This is a genomic window from Agrococcus carbonis (assembly GCF_900104705.1).
GTDB classification, from domain to species: domain Bacteria; phylum Actinomycetota; class Actinomycetes; order Actinomycetales; family Microbacteriaceae; genus Agrococcus; species Agrococcus carbonis.
Window position 1 is genome coordinate 2644419 of record NZ_LT629734.1, and the last position, 22202, is coordinate 2666620.

21 protein-coding genes and 2 tRNA genes are annotated in these 22202 nt (G+C 73.6%); 10 read left to right on the forward strand and 13 right to left on the reverse strand.

Annotated elements, in window-relative coordinates; genetic code table 11:
- Positions 1-10: 10 nt before the first annotated feature.
- Positions 11-2548 (reverse strand): aminopeptidase N, encoded by a 2538-nt coding sequence (gene pepN, locus BLT67_RS12660; protein WP_092667340.1) that lies wholly within the window; start codon positions 2546-2548, stop codon positions 11-13.
- Positions 2549-2823: 275 nt separating this feature from the next.
- On the opposite strand from pepN, the gene BLT67_RS12665 reads away from it, so the two are divergent.
- The 3 genes from BLT67_RS12665 to BLT67_RS12675 are packed head-to-tail and all read left to right on the forward strand — an operon-like array spanning position 2824 to position 4981.
- Complete coding sequence (locus BLT67_RS12665; protein WP_092667341.1) at positions 2824-3465, forward strand: mycothiol-dependent nitroreductase Rv2466c family protein; 642 nt, start codon at positions 2824-2826, stop codon at positions 3463-3465.
- Entirely contained in the window at positions 3465-3950 is a 486-nt protein-coding gene (locus BLT67_RS12670) for a ribose-5-phosphate isomerase (protein ID WP_092667342.1), read from the forward strand. The genes BLT67_RS12665 and BLT67_RS12670 overlap by 1 nt, the downstream gene beginning before the upstream one ends.
- 14 nt (positions 3951-3964) lie before the next feature.
- Complete coding sequence (locus BLT67_RS12675) at positions 3965-4981, forward strand: Fpg/Nei family DNA glycosylase (RefSeq protein WP_092667343.1); 1017 nt, start codon at positions 3965-3967, stop codon at positions 4979-4981.
- Positions 4982-5082: 101 nt separating this feature from the next.
- Here BLT67_RS12675 and BLT67_RS12680 read toward each other — a convergent pair whose 3' ends face one another.
- The 3 genes from BLT67_RS12680 to BLT67_RS12690 all read right to left on the reverse strand — a co-directional run bounded on the left by BLT67_RS12680 (position 5083) and on the right by BLT67_RS12690 (position 7260).
- Entirely contained in the window at positions 5083-5754 is a 672-nt protein-coding gene (locus BLT67_RS12680; protein WP_092667344.1) for a hypothetical protein, read from the reverse strand.
- Between the two features lie 116 nt (positions 5755-5870).
- On the reverse strand, positions 5871-7127 hold the full coding sequence (locus BLT67_RS12685) for a DUF2254 domain-containing protein (RefSeq protein ID WP_092667345.1): 1257 nt from the start codon (positions 7125-7127) through the stop codon (positions 5871-5873).
- A 62-nt stretch (positions 7128-7189) separates the two neighbouring features.
- Positions 7190-7260, reverse strand: a tRNA-Gly gene (locus BLT67_RS12690).
- Between the two features lie 80 nt (positions 7261-7340).
- Here BLT67_RS12690 and BLT67_RS12695 point away from each other — a divergent pair.
- Entirely contained in the window at positions 7341-8753 is a 1413-nt protein-coding gene (locus BLT67_RS12695) for a GH1 family beta-glucosidase (protein WP_092667346.1), read from the forward strand.
- A 57-nt stretch (positions 8754-8810) separates the two neighbouring features.
- Here the strand turns inward: BLT67_RS12695 and BLT67_RS12700 are convergent, their stop codons facing one another.
- The gene (locus tag BLT67_RS12700; protein ID WP_092667347.1) at positions 8811-9506 is read right to left on the reverse strand and encodes a fasciclin domain-containing protein; all 696 of its coding nucleotides are present in this window, start codon (positions 9504-9506) and stop codon (positions 8811-8813) included.
- Positions 9507-9714: 208 nt separating this feature from the next.
- On the opposite strand from BLT67_RS12700, the gene BLT67_RS12705 reads away from it, so the two are divergent.
- Both BLT67_RS12705 and BLT67_RS12710 read left to right on the forward strand, forming a co-directional pair.
- The gene (locus tag BLT67_RS12705; RefSeq protein ID WP_092667348.1) at positions 9715-11544 is read left to right on the forward strand and encodes a redoxin domain-containing protein; all 1830 of its coding nucleotides are present in this window, start codon (positions 9715-9717) and stop codon (positions 11542-11544) included.
- Between the two features lie 162 nt (positions 11545-11706).
- Positions 11707-11784: transfer RNA gene (locus tag BLT67_RS12710), tRNA-Pro, on the forward strand.
- A gap of 90 nt (positions 11785-11874) precedes the next feature.
- Here BLT67_RS12710 and BLT67_RS12715 read toward each other — a convergent pair.
- Positions 11875-12684, reverse strand: coding sequence for an alpha/beta fold hydrolase (locus tag BLT67_RS12715; RefSeq protein ID WP_231945505.1), 810 nt, complete (start codon positions 12682-12684; stop codon positions 11875-11877).
- Positions 12685-12726: 42 nt separating this feature from the next.
- Positions 12727-13623, reverse strand: a complete 897-nt coding sequence (locus BLT67_RS12720; RefSeq protein ID WP_092667350.1) for a universal stress protein — start codon at positions 13621-13623, stop codon at positions 12727-12729.
- A gap of 209 nt (positions 13624-13832) precedes the next feature.
- On the opposite strand from BLT67_RS12720, the gene BLT67_RS12725 reads away from it, so the two are divergent.
- A complete protein-coding gene (locus tag BLT67_RS12725) occupies positions 13833-14288 on the forward strand; it encodes a hypothetical protein (protein WP_092667351.1) in 456 nt (151 codons plus the stop codon).
- On the opposite strand, the gene BLT67_RS12730 is transcribed toward BLT67_RS12725, so the two are convergent.
- Positions 14251-15141 (reverse strand): phosphatase PAP2 family protein, encoded by an 891-nt coding sequence (locus tag BLT67_RS12730; RefSeq protein ID WP_092667352.1) that lies wholly within the window; start codon positions 15139-15141, stop codon positions 14251-14253. The genes BLT67_RS12725 and BLT67_RS12730 overlap by 38 nt on opposite strands.
- 135 nt (positions 15142-15276) lie before the next feature.
- Here BLT67_RS12730 and BLT67_RS12735 point away from each other — a divergent pair, with 135 nt between their 5' ends.
- Genes BLT67_RS12735 through BLT67_RS12745 form a run of 3 tightly spaced genes read left to right on the forward strand, consistent with a single transcriptional unit; the run spans position 15277 to position 18050 of the window.
- The gene (locus BLT67_RS12735; protein ID WP_092667353.1) at positions 15277-16689 is read left to right on the forward strand and encodes a ferredoxin reductase family protein; all 1413 of its coding nucleotides are present in this window, start codon (positions 15277-15279) and stop codon (positions 16687-16689) included.
- 9 nt (positions 16690-16698) lie between these two features.
- A complete protein-coding gene (locus BLT67_RS12740) occupies positions 16699-17217 on the forward strand; it encodes an FMN-binding protein (protein ID WP_092667354.1) in 519 nt (172 codons plus the stop codon).
- Positions 17214-18050, forward strand: coding sequence for an FAD:protein FMN transferase (locus BLT67_RS12745; protein WP_231945506.1), 837 nt, complete (start codon positions 17214-17216; stop codon positions 18048-18050). Before BLT67_RS12740 ends, BLT67_RS12745 begins: the two co-directional genes overlap by 4 nt.
- Here BLT67_RS12745 and BLT67_RS12750 read toward each other — a convergent pair.
- From BLT67_RS12750 to sigK, 5 genes are all read right to left on the reverse strand, one after another.
- Complete coding sequence (locus BLT67_RS12750) at positions 18047-18997, reverse strand: sensor histidine kinase (RefSeq protein WP_092667355.1); 951 nt, start codon at positions 18995-18997, stop codon at positions 18047-18049. The genes BLT67_RS12745 and BLT67_RS12750 overlap by 4 nt on opposite strands.
- On the reverse strand, positions 18994-19680 hold the full coding sequence (locus BLT67_RS12755) for a response regulator transcription factor (RefSeq protein WP_092667356.1): 687 nt from the start codon (positions 19678-19680) through the stop codon (positions 18994-18996). The genes BLT67_RS12750 and BLT67_RS12755 overlap by 4 nt, the downstream gene beginning before the upstream one ends.
- A 17-nt stretch (positions 19681-19697) precedes the next feature.
- Complete coding sequence (locus tag BLT67_RS12760; RefSeq protein WP_197674422.1) at positions 19698-20609, reverse strand: DMT family transporter; 912 nt, start codon at positions 20607-20609, stop codon at positions 19698-19700.
- 82 nt (positions 20610-20691) lie between these two features.
- Positions 20692-21504 carry an anti-sigma factor gene (locus tag BLT67_RS12765; RefSeq protein WP_157674358.1) on the reverse strand — a complete coding sequence of 271 codons (813 nt, stop codon included), beginning with the start codon at positions 21502-21504 and terminating at the stop codon, positions 20692-20694.
- Positions 21501-22049 carry an ECF RNA polymerase sigma factor SigK gene (gene sigK, locus BLT67_RS12770; protein ID WP_231945507.1) on the reverse strand — a complete coding sequence of 183 codons (549 nt, stop codon included), beginning with the start codon at positions 22047-22049 and terminating at the stop codon, positions 21501-21503. The genes BLT67_RS12765 and sigK overlap by 4 nt, the downstream gene beginning before the upstream one ends.
- Positions 22050-22202 lie beyond the last annotated feature (153 nt).

The window sequence follows — 22202 nt, forward strand, 5'->3', positions numbered from 1 at the left end:
GCTCCTCCGATCAGGCGTCCCGCTGCTGGGCCTCGAGCGCGCGCTCGACGCCGGCGAGGTGCTCGACGATGATGCGGCGCAGCGCCGGCACGGACTCGTTCGCCTCGAGCCACGCCCGCGACGCGGCCGCGAGCTCCTCGTTCGCGACGACGGCGGGGTAGAGGCCCGTGAGCAGGCCCTCGGCGATCTGGTAGGTGCGCGAGTCCCAGATCTGCTGGATCGCGTCGTGGTAGCGCCCGACGAGGCCGGTGAGCACGGATGCGTCGTTCACGTGCTGCAGGCCGAGGCCCGTGTAGCGCACGATGAGGTTCGACGCGCCCGCCTCGTCGGCGACCGACGCGAACGCGGCCTCCTTCGCCTCGGGCGTGGGGATGGTCGCGCGGGCGCGGGCGGCGAACTGGCGGCCGGTGGCCGTGTCGTCGTTCGCGAGCTCGGCGGCGATCTCCTGCTCGCCGGCAGCGCCGTTGAGCACGAGGCCGTCGAGCAGCTGCCAGCGCAGGTCGGTGTCGACCTCGAGGCCCGGGAGCGTGCGGCTGCCGTCGAGCAGGCTGCGCAGCACCGCGACGTGCGCGGGCGTCGAGGCGAGCCCCGCGAAGGCGCCGACGAACTGGAACTGCGCGTCCGAGCCGGGCTCGGCCTCCGACGCGAGCGCCCAGAGGCGGTCGCCGACCTTCTCGATCGTCTTCGCGCGGCGCGACGGGTGCACGTAGGTGCGGGCGGCCTGCGCGAGCTGCGCGAGCGCGAGGCGGATGGTCGTCGACTCGGTCTCGGCGCCGATGTTGTCGAGCACGAGGTCGACGTAGTCGCTCGCGGGCGTCTCGGCGTCGCGGGTCGCATCCCAAGCGGCGCCCCACACGAGGGCGCGCGCGAGCGGGTCCTCGATCTGGCTCAGGCTCGAGAGCGCGGTCTGCGTCGACTGCTCGTCGAGGCGGATCTTCGCGTACGCGAGGTCCTCATCGTTGATGAGGATGAGCGCGGGGCGCAGGTGGCCGACGAGCTGCGGCACCTGGGTCTCCTCGCCGTCGACGTCGAGCTCGATGCGCTCGGTGCGTCGCAGCACCTTGCCGTCGAGGTCGTAGAAGCCGATCGCGAGGCGGTGCGGGCGCAGCGTCTGGTGCTCCTCGGGCGCGGTCTGCTCGATCGCGAAGTCGGTGATGATGCCGTCGGTCGTGACGGTGAGGCGCGGTCGCAGGGTGTTGACGCCGGCGGTCTCGAGCCACTTGCGGCTCCACTCGCCGAGCTCGCGGCCGCTCGCCGCCTCGAGCTCGGTCAACAGGTCGGTGAGCTCGGTGTTGCCCCACGCGTGCTTGCGGAAGTAGGCGCCGACGCCCTGCATGAAGGCCTCGAGGCCCACCCAGGCGACGAGCTGCTTGAGCACCGAGCCGCCCTTGGCGTAGGTGATGCCGTCGAAGTTGACCTGCACGTCGTCGAGGTCGCGGATCTCGGCGACGATCGGGTGCGTCGAGGGCAGCTGGTCCTGGCGGTACGCCCAGGTCTTCTCCATCGCCTGGAACGTCGTCCAGGCGCCCGTCCACTCGGTCGCCTCAGCGGTCGCGAGGGTCGAGGCCCACTCGGCGAACGACTCGTTGAGCCACAGGTCGTTCCACCAGCGCATCGTGACGAGGTCGCCGAACCACATGTGGGCGAGCTCGTGCAGCACGGTCACGACACGGCGCTCGCGCATTGCGTCGGTCACCTGCGCGCGGAACACGTACGCCTCGGTGAAGGTCACGCATCCGGCGTTCTCCATCGCGCCCGCGTTGAACTCCGGCACGAAGAGCTGGTCGTACTTCTCGAACGGGTAGGCGACGCCGAACTGCGCCTCGAAGAACGCGAAGCCCTTGCGCGTGATGTCGAAGAGGTAGTCGGCGTCCATGTGCTCGGCGAGCGAGGCGCGGCAGAAGATGCCGAGCGGGATCATGCGGCCGTCGCTCGAGGTGAGCTCGGAGCGCGTGACGGTGTAGGGGCCCGCGACGATCGCGGTGATGTAGCTCGAGATGCGCGGCGTCGGCTCGAAGGCCCACGTGCCGGTGTCGCCCTCGACGGTCGGCTCGGGCGTCGGCTGGTTCGAGACCACCTGCCAGTGTGCGGGCGCCGTCACGGTGAAGCGGAAGGTCGCCTTGAGGTCGGGCTGCTCGAAGACGGCGAAGACGCGCCGCGAGTCGGGCACCTCGAACTGCGAGTAGAGGTAGACCTCGCCGTCGACGGGGTCGACGAAGCGGTGCAGGCCCTCGCCCGTGTTGACGTACATCGCGTCGGAGACGACGACGAGCTCGTTCTCGGCCGCGAGGCCGTCGAGCTGGATGCGCACGCCGTCGTTCACGGCGGATGCGTCGAGCTCGGTGCCGTTGAGCGTCACGGAGTGCACGGTGCGCGAGATGTGGTCGATGAAGGTCGACGCGCCCTCGGTGGCGGTGAAGCGCACCGTCGTGGTGGATCGGAAGACCTCGTCGCCGGTGGTGAGGTCGAGGGCGATGTCATAGCTCTCGACGGCGACGAGCGCGGCGCGCTCCTCGGCTTCGGCGCGAGTGAGGTTCTCTCCGGGCACGCTGGACTCCTTCGGCAGTGATGTGCTGGTCGCACCAGCGTAGTGCGCCGCCGCTGATCGCCCGTCGGCACCCCGCTGGTCGAGGAGCGCGCGGCCGCAGGCCGCTCGCGTCACGAGACCCCGCTGCGCGCTCGTTCAGCCCGCCGGTCGAGGAGCGCGCGGCCGCAGGCCGCACGCGTCACGAGACCCGCTGCGCGCTCGTCCACTCCGCCGGTCGAGGAGCGCGCGGCCGCAGGCCGCACGCGTCACGAGACCACCCTCGATAGGCTCGAGGCATGAGTGCAGTCGCTTCCCAGCAGGCTCCGCAGCGCGTGCGCATGTGGTTCGACCCGACGTGTCCGTGGGCGTGGATGACCTCCCGCTGGCTCGGCGAGGTCGCCGAGACCCGCGGCTTCGACGTCGACTGGCAGGTGATGAGCCTCGCGGTGCTCAACGAGGGCCGCGACCTGCCCGAGGCGTACGCCGCGCGCATGCCGCGCTCCATGCGCCTGACGCGCCTCGTGACCGCCGCTCGCGCGGCGGGCGGCGACGCGGTCGTGAAGCCCCTGTACGACGCGCTCGGGGAGCGCATCCACCACCAGAAGCGCGACGACGACGATGCGCTCATCGCCGAGGCGCTCGCCGAGGTGGGTCTCGACGCGTCGCTCGTCGAGGAGACCGACGCGCACGACATCGCGCTGCGCACGAGCCACCAGACGGCGATCGACCTCGTCGGCGACGACGTCGGCACGCCCGTCGTCGCGGTCGACGACGTCGCGTTCTTCGGCCCGGTCGTGAGCCCCGCACCCAAGGGCGCGGATGCGCTCGCGCTCTTCGACGGCATCGTCGCCGCCGCATCGATCGACGGCTTCTTCGAGCTCAAGCGCACCCGCACGCGCGGGCCGCGCTTCGACGTGGCACCGGAGGAGGCGGCCTGATGCGCATCCACGTCGCGACCGACCACGCGGGCTTCGAGATGTCGAAGCGGCTCATCGAGCACCTGACGGCGAACGGCCACGAGTGCGTCGACCACGGCCCGACCGAGTACGACGCCGAGGACGACTACCCCTCGTTCTGCATCAACGCGGCGCGCGCGGTCGTGCGCGACCAGCGCTCGGGCGTCGAGGCGCTCGGCGTCGTCTTCGGCGGCTCCGGCAACGGCGAGCAGATGGCGGCCAACAAGGTCGAGGGCGTGCGCGCGGCGCTCGCGTGGAGCCTCGCGACCGCCGAGCTCGCCCGCGAGCACAACGACGCGAACGTCGTCGCCGTCGGTGCGCGGCAGCACGAGGAGGCCGAGATGCTCGAGATCATCGACGCCTTCATCGCGACGCCGTTCACGGGTGCCGAGCGGCACGCGCGTCGCATCGCGCAGCTCGGCGAGTACGAGACGACGGGGGCCATCGCCGGCCACGAGATCGTCTAGGCCGGAGCCGCTGCATGCCCGAGGGCCATTCCGTCCATCGCATCGCGCGCCAGTTCCAGGCGAACTTCGTCGGCAGCACCGCGGCCGTCAGCAGCCCGCAGGGGCGCTTCGAGGTCGGCGCGGCCGAGCTCGACGGGCGCACGATCACGTCGTCGGAGGCGATCGGCAAGCACCTGCTGCTCGGCTTCGACGGCACGGCGGAGGCGGCAGACCTGGTGCTGCACGTGCACCTCGGCATCTACGGCGCCTGGGACTTCGCCGGCGACATCTCGATCGACCCGACGATCCTCGCGAGCCGCGCCGCCGTCGGCGCCGCGCGCATGGGGCAGACGGGCATGCGCGGCATCGGCGGCGCGGGCACGATGGGCGAGAACGAGGAGTCGATCGCGTCGATCGGCGCCCCGCGCCTCGCGCGCCTGCGCGCGGGCGAGCAGGAGACGGCAGGGGAGGCCACCGCCTTCCCGCCCGACCCGGTCGGCCAGGTGCGCGTGCGCATCCTCACCGACACCGCGGTCGCCGACCTGCGCGGGCCGACGGTGTGCGAGGTGCTCGAGCCCGGCCAGGTGCGCGCGCTCGCCGAGCGGCTCGGGCCCGACCCGGAGGCGCCCACGGAGTCGAGGCGGCACGCCGAGCAGCGCTTCGTCGACCGCGCGTCGCGCTCGAACCAGCCGATCGGGCAGCTGCTCATGGATCAGTCGGTCGTCGCGGGCATCGGCAACGTCTACCGCGCCGAGCTGCTCTTCCGCGCCCGCATCGACCCGCACCGGCCGGGCTCGCAGCTCACGACCGACGAGCTGCGCGGCCTCTGGCGCGACTGGGTGAAGCTGCTGCGCATCGGCGTCGAGACGGGCCAGATGCTCACGATCGACGGACTGCGCGGGGCGAAGCGCGCCGCGGCGCTCGCGAACCGCGCCGACCGCCACTGGGTCTACAAGCGCGAGGGGATGCCGTGCCGGCGATGCGGCACGTCGATCGCGCTCGAGACGATGCAGGGCCGCAAGCTCTACTGGTGCCCCGGCTGCCAGCTGTAGTCACCCCCGCCCCGTAGGTGGGGGAGCGCCCACCCCGCCGGTCGAGGAGCGCGCGGCCGCAAGCCGCACGCGTCACGACACCATCCGCTCGCCCGCGCCCCTCAGCGCCAGCGATAGCTCCGCGACGGATCGATCGTCCCGTCCGTCGGGCTGATGATCCACGTGCCGGTGCTCGCCGCGTCGTCGCGGATCGAGACGATCACCTGCGCCGTCTCCCGGTCGCCGGGTGCGAACTCCATCGTGCAGCCGAGGTCGACCGGTGCCGCGGCGATGGATGCGTGGTTCTGGTCGGCGACCGGCCCGCCGTCGGGCTGGTAGCCGAAGGTGAGGTCGTACATCGGGTGCGTCGTGATGACGCCGACGTTCTCGATCTCGAGGTCGAGGATCACGAAGCGCTCACCGGCGCGGGGCGACGCCGGTCCGCCGCTGCCGCCGCAGCCGAGCGTCGCGAGGCTGTCGGCGGGATCGGTCGAGCCGGTCGCGGTGATCTCCCACGTCGAGCCGCGATCGGTGTGGATGACCGCCGTCTCACCGAAGGCGTGGTCGCCCGGCTCGGTCGTCGGCACCGGCGGGTCGGTCGGACCGTCGGTCGTCGGCGGCGGCGCGAGATCGGTGAACGCCGGGCTCGCGCTCACCGGGATGGCCGGGTCGTCGGGCACCGTCGCGGGCATCGCGACGCAGGCGGCGAGCGTGAACGCGACCCCGGCCAGCAGCGCGACGCCGAGCGGCGCAGAGCCGCGCGGACGCGGTCGCGTGGTGAACCTGGCCTGCACGCTGCAACGCTACCCGCAGCGACTGTGAGCGCACGGCCGCGGGTGGCTCGGGCACGAAGGGCCTGCGGCACCGGCTCGGCGCACGCGCCGGCGACGGAGCCGCCGGAGCCCTGCGGCTACGCCACGCCCGCCCAGGCGCCTCGGCCCTCGCGCGCGAGCTCGGCTCGATCTGCCTCGTCGAGGTGCTCGTCGGCGCGCTTCGCGAGCGCCCGCGCGACCGTCTCGATCTGCCGCGCGCGCTCGGGTGCGCATGCGGCGAGCGCAGCGAGGCTCTTCTGGAGCCGGACGTGCACCTCGACGAACCCTGCGCCGTCGCGCGCGATCGGGCGGAACGCGTCGACCAGCAGCTCTTCGAGGGTCGGCGGCACCACCGCGAGCGACGGATGGGCGACGCTGCGGTCGGGCGCCGTCGTGAGCGCCCGCTCGAACACGCGCTGCAGAGCAGCGATGACCTCGATCGCCGTGCCCGGGTCGTTCGTGGAGGGCGACAGTGCTCGGCTCCCGATCTCGGCCAGTGCGATCACGCCGAAGCGTGGATCCTGCTCGAAGCTCCGTCGTGCACCGACTCTGAACGCCGCCACGATCGCCCGTCGCGTCTCGTCGTCGATGTCGCCCGAGACGCGCGCGAGCGGGCGGGAGCGATCGGTCAGGCGTCCGGCCTGCGTGACGACGAGGAGCGTGACAGCGGCGCCTTCCGCGGCCTGCTGGAGCGCGTCCATGTCGACGTGCGAGACGTATCCGCTCCGCTCGGCCCACACCGGTGACCAATGCTCGTGCGGCCCGCTGGCCACGCTCGCTCCCAGCGCCGGCGAGGCGGCATGCGCGACGAGCGCGGCGGTTGCGGCCTCCTCGACGCGGTCGACGACGTCCGGCATCCGACCGAAGTCCGCCAGATGCGCGATCCAGCGCAGGAGGGTGACGACGATCACGGCGATCACCACGAGCGTGCCGAAGAACAGGATCGTGCGACCCTGCTCGGTGTAGTACCCCGTCGAGAGCGCGATGATGCCGACCATCGCGAACGTGAACGAGCCGACGAACGTCGAGAGGGCGTTCTGCGACGTGGGATCGGCGATGAGCAGCTGCGTCGCGCGCGGCGTCGCATTCGTCGTCGCGGCGGAGTACGCGCTCACCATCGCCGTCACCGAGAACGTCGTCGCGGTCAGCATCGCGGTGGCGATGATCTGCAGCAGCGACCCCACCGAGTTCTGGCCCAGCTCGATGGTGACCCGGAACGGCAGCACCGCGCCGAGGACGCCGGCGGCGAGCGCGAACACGATCGCGAGCGCCGTGAACACGGTGGCGCGGAACCAGACCCGCCGAGACAGCATGCGAAGCGCTCTCGCGAGGGGTCCATCGCTCTTGTCGGCCATGGACGCATGCTATGCGCTGACGTCCGCGAGGTGCCGAGCGGGGACGAGGCCGTGTCGGTCGGAGCGGGCGACGGGAATCGAACCCGCGTAATCAGTTTGGAAGACTGAGGCTCTACCATTGAGCTACGCCCGCGCGCCCCGCGAGACGTGCGTGCGGGACGGCACGAATCTACCGCATCCGCCAGCCCGCCCCCGCCGGGATACGCTCGTGGCGTGCAGCGCAGCATCCCCGCAGACCTCGTCCTCGGCGCCGCGACGGCCGCCTACCAGATCGAGGGGGCCGCCGCCGAGGACGGCCGCCGCCCCAGCATCTGGGACACCTTCTCGCGCGTGCCGGGCGCCGTGATCGACGGCCACACCGGCGACGTCGCGTGCGACCATTACCACCGCATGCCCGCCGACGTCGCGCTCATGCGCGAGCTCGGACTCCAGACCTACCGATTCTCGACGAGCTGGGCGCGCGTGCGCCCCGACGGCGGCGCGCCGAACCCGAAGGGCATCGACTTCTACTCGCGTCTCGTCGACGAGCTGCTCGGCGCGGGCATCATGCCGTGGCTCACGCTCTACCACTGGGATCTGCCGCAGGCGCTCGAGGATGCCGGCGGCTGGACGAACCGCGACACCGCGCACCGCTTCGTCGACTACGCGCGCACCGTCCACGAGGCGCTCGGCGACCGCGTCGTCAACTGGACCACGATGAACGAGCCGTGGTGCTCGTCGTTCCTCTCGTACACCGCGGGGGCCCACGCGCCCGGCCGGCAGAGCGTCGAGGCGGGCCTGCAGGCCGGCCACCACCTGCTGCTCGCGCACGGCATGGCGGTGGAGGCGCTCCGCGACGCGGGCGCCGAGCGCGTCGGCATCACCCTCAACTTCCAGCCGGCCGAGCCGCTCGACCCGACCAGCGCATCCGACCGCGACGCCGCCCGACGCCTCAACGACCAGTACAACCGCTTCTTCGTGCACCCCATCGTGCGCGGCGAGTACCCCGAGTCGCTGCTCGCCGACGTCGGCCACCTCGGCCTCGACGCCGTCGTGCAGGAGGGCGACCTCGCGACGATCGCCGCGCCCATCGACGTGCTCGGCGTGAACTACTACCACGACGACGTCGTCTCGTTCGCGCCGCCGGCGACGCCGATGCTGCAGGACGCGCCCACCGACCGGCCGATCCGCAGCCCCTACCCGGCGGCGGAGGGCGTGCACGCGCATCCGCGCGACGTGCCGACGACCTCGATGGGCTGGGAGGTGCGGCCCGAGGGCCTCACGGCGCTCCTGCGGCAGCTGCACGAGGAGTACACGGGGCCGGCCGGCATCGAGCTGTGGGTGACCGAGAACGGCGCGGCCTACGACGACGAGGTCGAGACGGATGCGGCGACGGGCGAGGCGTGCATCCACGACACCGAGCGCACGTCGTTCCTCCGCGCGCACGTCGGCGCCGTGCTCGACGCCATCGACGCGGGCGTGCCGGTGCACGGCTACATGTACTGGTCGCTGCTCGACAACTACGAGTGGGCGTGGGGCTACCACAAGCGCTTCGGCATCGTGCGGGTCGACTACGACACGCAGGAGCGCACCGTGAAGGACTCGGGGCTCGAGCTCGCGCGCATGATCCGCGAGCGCACGCTCTGACCGCGCGAAGAAGGGGCCGGCCCTCGCGGACCGGCCCCTCGATCGTGCATGCGGTGATCAGCCCATCGACGGCGGCATGAGCACGGTGTCGATGAGGTAGACGGTCGCGTTGGCGGTCTGCACGCCGCCGCAGACGACGCTCGCGCCCTCGACCATGAGGTCGTCGCCCTCGCCCTCGACCATCACGTCCTCGCCCTGCACCGTCGTGTGCGTGCCGACGATGGCATCCGGCGCGATCTGGCCGGGGACGACGTGGTAGGTCAGCACGCTCTGGAGCGCCTCGGCGCCCTCGGGCGTCTGCAGCATCTCGACCGTGTCGGCCGGGAGCGCCGCGAACGCGTCGTCGACCGGCGCGAAGACGGTGAACTCGTCGCCGTTCAGCGTGTCGACGAGGTCGACCTCGGGGTTGAGCTGACCGGAGACCGCCGCGACGAGCTGCGTGAGCATCGGGTTGTTGGAGGCCGCGACCGCGACCGGGTCCTGCGACATGCCGACGATCGAGCCTGCGCCGTCGGGCACCTCCTCGTCGTACATCGCGCAGCCGGGGCCGACGAGTTCGTCGTACGCCGGATCCATCGCCGCGGCGTCGCCCTCCTCGGTCTCCATGGGCTCCTGCGACATGCCGTTCGGCTCGGCGGGCGCGGCGGACTCGTCGTCGGCCGTTGCGCCGCCCATCGAGCATCCTGCGAGCGCGAGCGTCGCCGCGCCGACGAGCACGAGCCCTGCCATCGTGGGGTTCTTCCTGGTGAGCATCGCTGCTCTCCTCTCCTCAAGCGTTCCCTCTGGTCCGACTCGTGCGAGCCGGTCGTGCAGGGGCTTCGGAGCCCGCTCGCAGACGGATTGGAACCGATCTGAGGCGCCCGGCCGACGCATCCGCTCGACGCGCGGCACGACCCATCCGCTCGGCCCTCCGCGCCGAACCCCGTGCACCACTCGCCCCCGCGCTACGATGCGCGGCCGAATGCCTGGAGGCAACGTGCTCGCGCTCATCGGACTGCTCGGCGGCTTCGTCACCGGCATCTCGCCCTGCATCATCCCCGTGCTGCCGGTCATCCTGTTCTCGGGCGGCATGCAGTCGGCGCGCGAGGCGCCAAGGGGTGCGGATGCGTCGGCCGGCACTGCGGGCGGGCGGGGGAGCGCAGGTGGCGGGACCGCGGCCGCCACTGCGACCGCAGCGCCCGCGCAGGCGCCGCCGCGCACCGTCTCGCGCTGGCGCCCCTACCTCGTGATCGCCGGCATCGTCGTGAGCTTTACGCTCATGACGCTCGCGGGCAGCCTGCTGCTGGGCCTGCTCGGCCTGCCGCAGGACGTGCTGCGCTGGGCGGGCATCGTCGTGCTCGCGCTCATCGGCATCGGCCTCATCGTGCCGGCGTTCCAGCACCTGCTCGAGAAGCCCTTCGAGCGCATCCCGTTCCTGAACGCCGCGAACCGCCAGTCCTCCAAGCTGCAGGGCTTCCCGCTCGGCCTCGCGCTCGGCGCCGTGTACGTGCCGTGCGCGGGCCCCGTGCTCGCGGCCATCACCGTCGCCGGCTCGACCGGGCAGATCGGCGCCGACACCGTCGTCCTCACGGTCTCGTTCGCGATCGGTGCGGCGCTGCCGCTGCTGTTCTTCGCGCTCGCGGGCCGCGGCCTCGCCGAGCGCATCGCGGCGTTCCGGCGGCGCCAGGGCGTCATCCGCGTCGTCTCCGGCGCCCTCATGCTCGCGCTCGCGGCAGGGCTCGTGCTCGACGTGCCGGCGCGGCTGCAGCGGCTCGTGCCCGACTACACCGCGGCCATCCAGGAGGCGTTCGCGGGCAGCGACGAGGTGCAGGAGGCGATCGCGATCGGCGGGCTCGAGAACGACGAGAACGCGGAGCTCGACCGCTGCGACCCGGGCGCGACCGAGCTCCAGGAGTGCGGTACGGCCCCGAACCTGCGCGGCATCGAGTCGTGGTTCAACACGCCCGGCGACGCATCCGTCGACCTCGCGTCGCTGCGCGGCCAGGTGGTGCTCGTCGACTTCTGGGCCTACTCGTGCATCAACTGCCAGCGCTCCACCCCGCACATCAACGCCTGGTACGACGCGTACGCGGATGCGGGGCTCGAGGTGATCGGCGTGCACAGCCCCGAGTACGCGTTCGAGAAGGAGCGCGACAACGTCATCGCAGGCGCCGCGGCGCTCGGCATCGAGTACCCGGTCGCGATCGACAACCAGCTCGCCACGTGGACGAACTACCGCAACGCCTACTGGCCGGCCCGGTATCTCATCGACGCCGACGGCGTGGTGCGCAACGTGCACTTCGGCGAGGGCCAGTACGCGGAGGGCGAGCGGATGCTGCGCGCGCTGCTCGAGGAGGCGCAGCCGGGCATCGAGCTGCCTCCGCCCACCGAGACCGCCGACGAGACGCCCGCGAACGCCGACATCACCCCCGAGTCGTACCTCGGCACCACCAAGGAGCAGAACTTCGGCGGCGCCGAGCGCTACTCGGCGCAGACCGAGGTCTTCACCCTGCCCGCGGATCAGCCCCAGGACACCTTCGCGCTCGACGGCGCGTGGCGGCTCGAGACGCAGTTCGTCACGCCCCGCGACGCCGAGGCGCGCATCCGCCTGCTCTATCGGGGGCAGGAGGTGCGGATGGTGCTGGCCGGCACGGGCACGGTCGTCGCGGACGTCGATGGCGAGCGCGTCGAGCTCGAGGCGTCGGGCACCCCGCGGTCGTACCGACTGCTGCTCGCAGACGCGCCGCGCGAGGGGACGATCGAGGTGACGGTGCCCGCGGGCGTCGAGGCCTACTCGTTCACGTTCGGGTGAGCGGCCCGCGCCCTCGAGGGACGCAACTCACGCTGATCGAGTAGCGGTCGGGCACCGCCCGACCGCGTATCGAGATCACCCGTGCTACCGCGGGGCCCCTTCGGCGCACAGCGGGCCCCCCGCCCGCCGATAGACTCACCAGGCGTACGGGAGCGATCCCTACGGGGCGTAGCTCAGCTTGGCTAGAGCGCCCGCTTTGGGGGCGGGAGGTCGCAGGTTCGAATCCTGTCGCCCCGACCAGTGGGCGCCGCAGCGCCTCCGGCTCTGGGCGAGGAGCGCGAAGCGATGCTTCGCGGGTTCGAATGCTGTCGCCCCGACCGATGCGCCCGGTCAGCGCAGGTCAGCCGCGTGGGCCGAGACGCTCGCGACCGCGGTGGCGACGACCCTCGCCATCCGTCGGCGGATGACGTGGTCGCCGCCGGCGACGCGGTGCACCGACACGTGCCGCATCTGCTCGATGATCCGCAGGCCTCCCGGCATGAGGAACGGGTCGAGCGTGCCGTAGACGACCTGCACCGGCGCCGACACCGCTGCGATGTCGCTCACCGCGGTCTGCGTCTCGATGACGTGCTCGAGGGAGAGCGTGAACGCCCGCCAGTTGCGCTCGCTGACCTCGAGCACGTCCCTGATGGGGGAGAGGCGCGCGAGCACGGCGGCGTTCCGCATCGTGAAGCGCTTGTTGTTCCGGAGGAACTCGTAGGCGCGGAGGTACAGACCCATCGCGGTGCGCTCGACAGGGTCGCCGAAGGATTCCGGGGGCAGGTAGACCGGCGGGCTCACGAGCACGAGTCCGCGGACCTCATCCGCGTGCGTGGCGGCGTACCGCGCCGCGATCAGGCTCCCGAGCGAATGGCCGACGATGATGCAGCGCTCGATGCCGAGCGCCGCGAGGGTGTGCTCGAGATGCTCGACGTGCTCCTCGATGGTGTAGGTCGCGCCGGCGGGGGAGGGCGACGCCCCGAACCCGAGCAGGTCCAGCGCGATGACGCGATGCTGCGGCGTGAGCAGCGGTATCACGTTCTCGAACGCGTTCGTCGAGGATGCGATGCCGTGGACGAGCACGACCGTCGGGCCGGTGCCCTCGTCGATCGCGACGTGCAGCAGCGGCAGCTGCTTGCTTCGAGACCACGGCCAACGCATGCCTACGATCATCCACCACCGCGCGCACGCGCCGCGGCGCCGTCACGCGCGGGGCGTCTCGCTCGTCGACACCTCCTCCACCGTGCCGTGCCCGGCGCGAGCCCTGTCGGGCACGATGGCGATCGGGCTCGGCATGTTCATCAGCAGGTCGTGCCCCACAGAGCCCAGCAGCAGGCCCGCGAGCGCTCCGCGCCCGTGCGTGCCCACCACGGTCAGCCGCGCGCTCGCAGCCCGCCGGGCGAGCACGATCGAGGGCCGCCCGTGCTCGAGCACCGCCTCGACCTGCACGCGCTCGTCGGCCTGCCGCATCCGTTCCACCTCGGTGTCGAGCAGCGTGCGCTCGGCCGCCTCGAACTCGTCCTGGCCGGCTTCGAGCGCGGCCCACGCTCCGGAGACGAGCGGCGGGATCTCCCAGGCGCGAACGGCGAGCAGCGGCGCGTCCGCGCGCACCGACTCGCCGGCAGCGAAGGCCATGGCGGCGTGGCCGGTCTCGTCGTCGACGCCCACCACCACGGGGCCGTCGCCCGGTGCCCAGTCGACCGGCACGACCACGAGGGGGCACTGGGTCCGCGCGGCGACGGCGAGCGGCAGCGTGCCGTTCACGATGCCGCTGAGGCCGCGGGTCTTGTGGGAGCCGATCACGAGCAGGTCCGCGCGCCGAGAGGCGTCGACGATCCCGGGGACGGGGCGAGCGTGGTGCAGCGTGGTCGAGACGTCGACCGGCACGTGGCTGAACACGACCCGCTTCCCGGCCTCGTCCACGATCCGCTCGTACTCGGCGAGGACCGGATCGGGGTTCGGCTGCGGGAACCAGTCGATGTCGACGACGGTGGTGATCTCGAGGCGCATCTCCACCGTGCGTGCCCGATCGACCACCCAGTCGAGGGCGGCGGCGCTCGCGGGGCCACCGTCGACGGCCACCACGACGTGCTCGGTCATGTGCCCACTCCCTTCCTCCGAGCGGCGTGGATGCGGGAGGACTCCCGCTCACTCCGATCTTCGCCAGATCACGGATGCCGCGGAAGAGGCGTTCGTCCCGCAGTGCGACGCCAGCAGCCGTCGCGAGCGACGCGGATCATCCCGGAGGACGACAGCGATCCGCCCCGCGCCCGACGCGACGTGCGGATGCCTCGCGCTGGGATGGAGGCATGACGAGACGCCAGACCACCCTCACCGCAGCCGCAGCCGCAGCCGCAGCCGCGGCCGCCGCCATCGCCCTCGCGGGGCTCACCGGATGCGCGAGCATCCAGGACACCCTCGAGGGCGTGCACAGCGAATCCTTCGACACCCGCGCGGAGGCCGCGAGCGGCTGGGTCGGCGTGCCCATGCCGGCATGGCTGCCGGAGGACGCCGCCGACATCCGCACGACCGCGACGACCGACGAGACGCACGCGGTGATCGCCTACGCCGGGAGCGCGCCGACAGGGTGCGACGCCGGCGCGCGCTCCTCGCTGCCCTTCGACGGTCGCTACGGCGGCTTCGAGGACGCGGGCGAGCTGCCCGACGAGGTGCTCCTCTGCGGCTCCTACGAGGTGCACGAGACGGATGCGGGGTGGCTCGCGTGGTTCACCGCGACGGAGGCGGGCCAGACGCCCGCTCCGTGAGCGGCTCCACGCGGTCCGCCCGCAGCGTCAGGTAGAGGCGATGCGCGGTGATGACCATCGCGAGCCAGGCGGCGCCCAACAGCCACCCGGCCACGACATCCGTCACCCAGTGGTGCCCGAGGTAGACGCGGCTCGCCGCGACGAGCACGGTCGCGACCACGGCGCCGACGATGATCGCGGCGCGCGACCAGGCGTGGTGCCGTCGCAGGATCAGCAGGTAGGCGACGATCCCGAGGATCGCGACGGCGTTGAGCGTGTGCCCGCTCGGGAACGAGGCGGAGAGCTCGTAGGGCGGCACCGCGTCGGCGAGCGGCGGGCGGTCGCGGCCGACGACGAGCTTGCCCGCGACGGTCATGAGGAGCGATCCGGCGCCGGCGGCGACGATGAGGATGGGCGGCGTCCACGACCGGCGGCGGATGCCGAGCACGAGCAGCGCACCGATCGCGATGAGCGGCATGCCGACGGTGCCGGCCAAGTCGGTGAAGTGCGTGACGACGACCGCGGTCGCGGGATCGCGGACGGCGAGGATCGCATCGAGCACGGGCCGGTCGACGCCCGCGACGCCGTCGCGATCGGTCACCGCGTCGTAGACCTCGGCGGCGAGGAAGCCGAGCGCGGTCGTCACGGCGAGCCCGATGACGAGCACGAGCACGAGCGCGGCGTGCGGTCCGAGGAGCGCGCCGATGCGGTGCGCCACCCCTGCGAGCGCGCGGCCGATCGGCGTGCGCCACCGCGTCAGCTCGACCAATCCGACGGTCGTGTCCTGGCGGCGCTCGGCCTCGGGGCCCTGCTCGGCCGCAGAGATCCGGCGCGGGCGCGAGCCGCCCGGCGGTGGCGGTGCAGACGGCTCCATGGGCGACGACGCTACTCCCGGAGCGGAGGGATCGCCTGAGCGCGCGAGCCCGCACCGGCTATGGGATCGCCATGCGGTTGCGATCGGTTCGCCAGTCTTGGGGTCGTCTTGGAGGCCGAGGCGCACCCTCAAGGCATGGACACGACGCAAGCCCCGCCGGACACCCCCGCCCCGGCGCTCGAGCGGGCACCACGGGGAGCGCGGAGCCGGCGGCTCTGGCGGCGGGCCGCCATCGGCGTGCTGTGGCTGACGAGCGTCGGCGTGGCCGTCCTCTGGCTCGCCGGAGGCGGGGCGCAGGAGCTCACGCGGCTCCCGGGCGGAGCGCTCGCCTCGATGGGTCGGATGACCGGCCTCGTCTCGGCCAACCTGCTGCTCTACCAGGTGCTGCTCATGGCACGGGTGCCGCTGTTCGAGCGCGCCTTCGGCCACGACGTGCTGACGCGCTCGCACCGAGCGGTGGGCATGTGGTCGTTCTGGCTGCTCGTCGCGCACATCGTGCTGCTCGTGCTCGGCTACGCCGCCGACAGCGGCATGCAGCCGCTCCTGCAGCTGTGGGCGCTCGTCTGGGGCTACCCCGGCATGCTGCTCGCGACAGCCGCGACGCTGCTGATGATCCTCGTCGTCGTGACGTCGGCACGCCGGGCCCGCGCTCGCATCCGCTACGAGTCGTGGCACCTGCTGCACCTCTACGCCTACCTCGGGGTCGGCCTCGCGATCCCGCACATGCTGTGGACCGGCACCGACCTGCGCACGCCGCTCGCGGCCGGCTACTGGTGGGCGCTGTGGATCGCGGCTGTCGGCAGCATCGTGCTCTGGCGGATCGTGCTGCCGGTCGTGCGCTCGCTGCGGCACGACCTCCGCGTCGCGTCGGTCGAGCGCGACGGGGCGACCGGCGTGCGGGTGCACGTGCGCGGGCGCGACCTCGACCGCTTGGGGGCGCGCGCGGGCCAGTTCCTCATCTGGCGCTTCCTCGACGGGCCGGGGTGGATGCGCGGCCACCCGTTCTCGCTCGCGAGGTCGCCCAGGCGCGGCGAGCTCGTGCTGGTCGCGCGCCTCGTCGGCGACGGCACCGCGCGGCTGCGGGACCTGCGACCCGGAGTCCGGGCGATCGTCGAGGGCCCGCTCGGCGTGCTCACCGGCGAGGCCCGCCGCACGCGCTCGCTGCTGCTGCTCGGCGCCGGCTCGGGCGTCGTGCCGCTGCTCGCGATCCTCGACGAGGAGCCGTACGGCTGGGGCGAGGCGACCCTCGTCACGCGCGACTCCGCGCCCGAGCACCTGCTCGGCGGCGAGCACGTGCGGGCGCTCGTCGAGGGCAGGGGCGTCCGGCACGTGCCGCTGCACGGCCCGCGAGCCGGCGGCCGCTCGTCGTGGCTGCCGAGCGACTGGGAGGGATGGGACGGCGCCGACCTCGTGCGCTCGCTCGTCGACGTCCGCGACGTCGACATCTACCTCTGCGGTCCGGATGCGTGGGCATCGGCCGTGCGCCACGACCTCTTCCGCGCCGGGGTGCAGCCCGGCCGCATCCACCAGGAATCCTTCACGAGCTGAGAGGCGGCCATGCGGCGCATCATCTTCAGCGTCCTCGCGACGCTCGGCGGGCTCGTCCTGCTGCTCACCTATCGCACTTCGACCGGCGCGATGCTGCCCGTGCTCCCGAGCGACCACGCGGCGAATGCATCGGCATCGGCTCCGCAGGACGGCACTTCGGCGGCGGGCGACGGCTCGACGGGGCAGCGGCCGTCGGCCGGCACCGCGCCGTCGTCGGCGGGGCACGCGGGGGCGGACGCCGCGGGCCTCGTCGACGGCGTCCACGACGGCGGCGTCGTGCAGACGCCGTACGGGCCGGTCGACGTCGTCATCACCGTGCACGGCGGCGCGATCACCGCGGTCGACGTGCCGCAGGCGCCCGACGCCAACGCCCGCGACGCGCAGCTGAGCGCGCGGGCGGTGCCCCAGCTCGTCACCGAGACGCTGAGCGCGCAGAGCGCCGACGTGCACATGGTCTCGGGCGCGACCTACACGAGCGAGGGCTACGTGCAGTCGCTGCAGAGCGCGATCGACGGAGCCCGACCGTGACGCGCGTCGAGGGGCGACGCATCACGCGGGTCGCCCGCGTGATGGGCACCGCGGTGAGCGTCCACGTGCACCTGGCAGCCGGCGCCGACGCGTCGCTCGCGGCACGGGCGGCGGGGGCGGCTGATGCGGCGATCGGCGAGGTGCGCCGCATCGACGCGCTGTGCTCGACGTATCGGGCCGACTCCGAGGTCGAGCGGCTGCGCTCCGGCGACCTCGACTGGGCCGACGCGCACCCGCTCGTGCACGAGCTCGCCGAGCGGTGCCGGCAGATGGAGGACGCCACGCACGGCCGGGTCTCGGCGGGCTGGCGGGGCGGCTTCGACCCGACCGGCCTCGCGAAGGGCTGGGCGGTCGAGCGGGCGGTCGCGCTCGAGCTCGCGCCGCTGCTCGCGGTGCCGGGCGTCGTCGCGGTCGGTATGAACGCCGGCGGCGACATGCAGCTCGCGACGGCGCCGGGCGCCGACTGGACGTGGAGGATCGGCATCACGGATCCGCTCGCGCCGGGCGGCCTGCTCGCCGTCGTCGAGGTCGTGGACGGCGCCGTCGCGACCTCGGGCACGGTCGAGCGCGGATCGCACATCGTCGACCCGACGACCGGCCGGCCGGCGCTCGGCGCCGTCGCAGCGACGGTGGTCGCCGACGGGCTCACCGAGGCCGACGCATGGGCGACCGCAGCGGTCGTCGCAGGGGCGGCCGACCTGTCGTGGATCGGCGAGGCGGGCACGCGCTCGGGGCTCGTCGTCGCCCCGGATGGCACGGTGCGACGGTGGGTCGGCCAGGCCGAGGTGGTGACGGCGGAGGCGGTCACCGCCGAAGCGATCGCAGCACGCTAGGCGCGCGGGAGCCGCAGCAGCATGACGGTGCCGGCGGGGGAGGAGCGCTCGATCCGCACGCTGCCGCCGGCGCGCTCGGATGCCTGCCGGACGAGCGCGAGCCCGATCCCGAATCCTCGCCGTCGGCCCTCGCCCTCGGCGCTCGCGAACCGCTCGAAGATGCGCTCGTGCTCGGCGACGGGGATGCCGGCGCCGTGATCCGCGACGCGGAGGGCGACCTGGCCGCCGTCGGCATCCGCCGTGACCGTGACGGCGGATCCCTCCGGCGCGTGCTGCAGGGCGTTGTCGAGGAGCGCCACGAGCATCCGCACGAGGGTCGCAGGTGCCACGCGCGCGGCGACCGGGGCGTGCACGCGCACGTCGAGCGCGATCCCGCGGCGCTCCGCGAGCGGCGCGAGCAGCGCCTCCGCCTCGTGCATCGCTGCGGCGACCGAGGCGCTGCGATCGGGCGCGGCCGCATCCTCGGCCGCGAGCAGCAGGTCGGTCAGCACGTCGTCCATCGCGTCCGCATCCGCCCGCAGGCGAGCGAGCTCCGCCTCGAACGGCTCACCGCGCGCGTGCCTGCGCTGGATCAGCTGGATGCGCGTCGAGAGCGCCGTCAGGGGCGTGCGCAGCTCGTGGCTCGCGTCGGCGACGAACGTGCGCTGGGCGCGCAGCGCCTCGCCGAGCGGCGCAGCGGCCCGCCGAGCGGCGAGCGCGGCGATGCCTGCGACGAGCAGGACGCCGAGCACCCCCAGGAGCACGACGACCGGCACGACGTCGTCGACGTCGACGACGAGCGCGTCGCCCCACGGCGGCTCGTCGCGCTCGGCTCGCGCGGTGGCCGAGAGCACGCCGAGCAGGATGGCGACGCCCACGACGATCGTCGCCGCCGAGGCCGCGCCGACCCACGCGCCCACCCGAAGCGCCGCGGCGCGCACCCGCCGGCGGTCGGCGTCGTCGCTCATGGCGCACCCGCGCGGTAGCCCCGGCCCCGGACGGTGTCGACCACGCCGGGGTCGCTCTTGCGCCGCAGGTAGTGCACGAGCGCGTCGACGGAGGCGAGCGAGCGGCCGCCGCCGAGCACGGACCCGAGGATCTCCTCGCGCGTGAAGACGTGGTCGGGGCTCTCGGTGAGCAGCGCGAGCAGCCGGGTCTCGGTCGCGGTGAGCGGCACGCGTCGGCCGTCGGGCCCGTAGAGGGCGGCGGGCTCGGCCACGAAGGTCCAGCTGCCGAGGTCGCGCCGCGCCGCGTCGGCCGCGAAGCCGCGGCGCAGCGCCCGGAGCCGCGCGAGCAGCTCCTCGAGGTCGAACGGCTTCGCGAGGTAGTCGTTGGCACCCGCGTCGAGCCCTGCGACGCGGTCGTCGACCGCGTCGAGGGCGGTGAGCAGCAGCACCGGCGTCGTCAGGCGCGCCGCTCGGAGGCTCGCGACGATCGCGAGCCCGTCGCCGTCGGGCAGCCTCCGGTCGACGACGACCACCGCGTACCGGTGCGTCGCGAGCTGCCGCCGGGCCGCGGCGATGTCGCCGGCATGGTCGACCTCGTAGTGCTCGCGCAGCACCTCGAGCACCATCTCCGCGACCGACGCGTCGTCCTCGACGTACAGCAGGCGCGGCAGCGCGGCTCCGCTCGCCGCTGCGCCCGCGCCCATGGGGCGATTCTGCCCGACTACGTGCGCGAGCGCCGCTGCGCCACGAGCACGACCGCGACGCCGACCGCCGCGACCGCGAGCCCGACGAGGCCGAGGAGCGACACGGGCACGCCGAAGACGAGCCACACCCACAGCATCGTCGTCGGCGGGGTCAGGTAGAGCATCGTCGAGACGTAGGTCGCGCCGTGCGAGCGGGTGACCGTCACGTAGAGCACGTAGCCGCCGAGGCTCGAGAGCACCACGAGCCACAGCACCGCCGCCCACACCTCGGGCGTCGCCGGGGGAGCGGCGTGCCCGCGCACGAGCGCGACGAGCATGAACGCGGCGCCCGCGACGATCGACTGCATCGTGATCGTCTGCAGCAGGTCGTCGTGCATGTGCCAGCGGCGCTGCAGCAGCGTCCCCGCCGAGAGGCACAGCACCGCGCCGAGCGGCAGCGCGTGCGCCCACAGCGGCGCCCCCGAGGCGCCGACCTGCCCCGAGACGACGAGCGCGACGCCGCCGAACCCGAGCAGCATGCCTGCCCACATCCATCCGTTCGCCCGCTCGCCGAGGATGCGCCCGGCGACGGTCGCGACGAGCATCGGCTGCAGCGCCGCGATGAGCGCCGCCGTGCCGCCGTCGACGCCGAAGCGCACGCCCTCGAAGATGAGCAGCAGGTAGCCCGCCTGGCTCAGCAGCGCGATCGTGCCCTGCCGGCGCCAGCTGCTCCACGACGGCCAGCGGCGGCGCGCGAGCAGCATGACCGCCACGAGGACGCCCGCGAGCACGGCGAACCGCCACGCGAGCACCGTGATGGGCTCGCCGCCGGCGCGGGCGGCGAGCTCGGCGCCGACGAACCCCGAGCTCCACATCGCCACGAGGCCCACCGAGGCGAACACGATGGCGGTGGGGCCCAGGCGGGTGCGGCTGCGCGCGGAGTCTGACACCGCTCGATCCTGGCACCTCGCCCCCGCTGCTCGTCGTCCGCCGCGCGGGGCGCGTCGCCGCGGCGGGGCGGGGGTGGATGCGTCAGGTCTGCACGACGAGGAACGGCTCGGTCGTCGGTGCCTCCGACCCGCCCTCGGGCTCGACCGTGACGCCCACGGCGACCCCCGCATCCCACCGCCCCTCGAGCAGCACGGCGGTGCTCGCGCCCGCGGCCTCGAAGGTGCCGGCGCTGCGCGGCCCGGCCGCGTCGATGTACCACGCCTGGTAGGTGCTGCCGCTCGGCGCGGCGGGGAGGCCGTCGAAGAGCAGCACCGTCTGGGCGCGCTGCTGCGACCAGATGACGGTCGCCGTCCCGCCGTCGGCGAGCTCGATCTCGCTGCGCTGCGCATCGGAAGCCGCGACGACCGCGCCGAGCGCCTCCTGCCGACCGTCGCCGAGCTGCGCGCCGATCGCGATGCCGCCCGCGAGCAGCGCGGCGCCCGCGGCGATGGCCGCGACGACGCGCATGGGGCGCCAGCGGGCGCGGGCGCGGCGCTCGGCGGGCCCGGGCGCGCGCTCGGGCTGCGGGGGAGCGGCGGCCGTCGACGCCGGTGCCTCGGGGGGCGGCGCGGTAGCCGATGCGTCGGTCGGCTCGGCGGGCAGCTGCGGCTCGGCGCGGATGGCGCCGAGCACGCCCGCACGCAGGCTCGCCGGCGGCGGCACCTCGTCGTCGGCGAGGTGCGTGGCCGTCTCGGCGAGCAGCGCCGCCTCGCGCAGCGCCGCGGGCGAGGCCTCCGCCTCGAACCGCGCGCGCTCCTCGGGCGTGAGCGCGTCGAGCGCGTACGCGGCGGCGAGCCCATCGACCTCGCGCTCATGCGCCGGCCCGCCGGCGATGTCGTCCTCGCGCCCGGTCACGTCGTCACCCCCAGGATCTCTCGCAATCGGTGCATGCCGTCGCGCATGCGTGTCTTCACGGTGCCGAGTGGCGTCTCGAGCCGCTCGGCGATCTCGGTCTGGGTGAGCCCGCCGAAGTAGGCGAGCTCGATCGCCTGCCGCTGCACGTCGCTCAGCTCGGCGAGCGCCTGCCGGGCGCGGGCCGACTCGAGCGCGACCTCCGCGTGCTCGGCGACCTCGTCGACCGGCACGGCGACGTCGCGGACGCCGATGCGCGCGTCGCGGTCGCGCTGCGCCTGCGACGAGCGCACCCGGTCGACGGCGCGGGCGTGGGCGATCTGCAGCAGCCAGCTGATGGCCGCGCCGCGCGCGGGGTCGAAGCGCCGGGCGCTGCGCCACGCCTCGAGGTAGACCTCCTGCGCGACCTCCTCGGCCTGCGACCGGTCGACGAGGATGCGCAGCACGAGCCCGAACACGCGCGGCGCGGTGGCGTCGTAGAGGTCGGCGAAGGCCCGCTCGTCGCCGTCGGCGGCGCGCACGAGGCACTGCTCGACGTCGATCTCCACGATCGCGAGTATCGCAGGCCGTGCGATCACGGCCTGCGCGTCGAGCAGCGCGGCGGGCATGTCGGTGGTTCGTCGCGGGCGAACGCCCGGATTGCGGCTCCGACGCGCCCGGCCGGTAGACTCGCAGGACAGCCCGCCCGTCGTGGCGGTCTC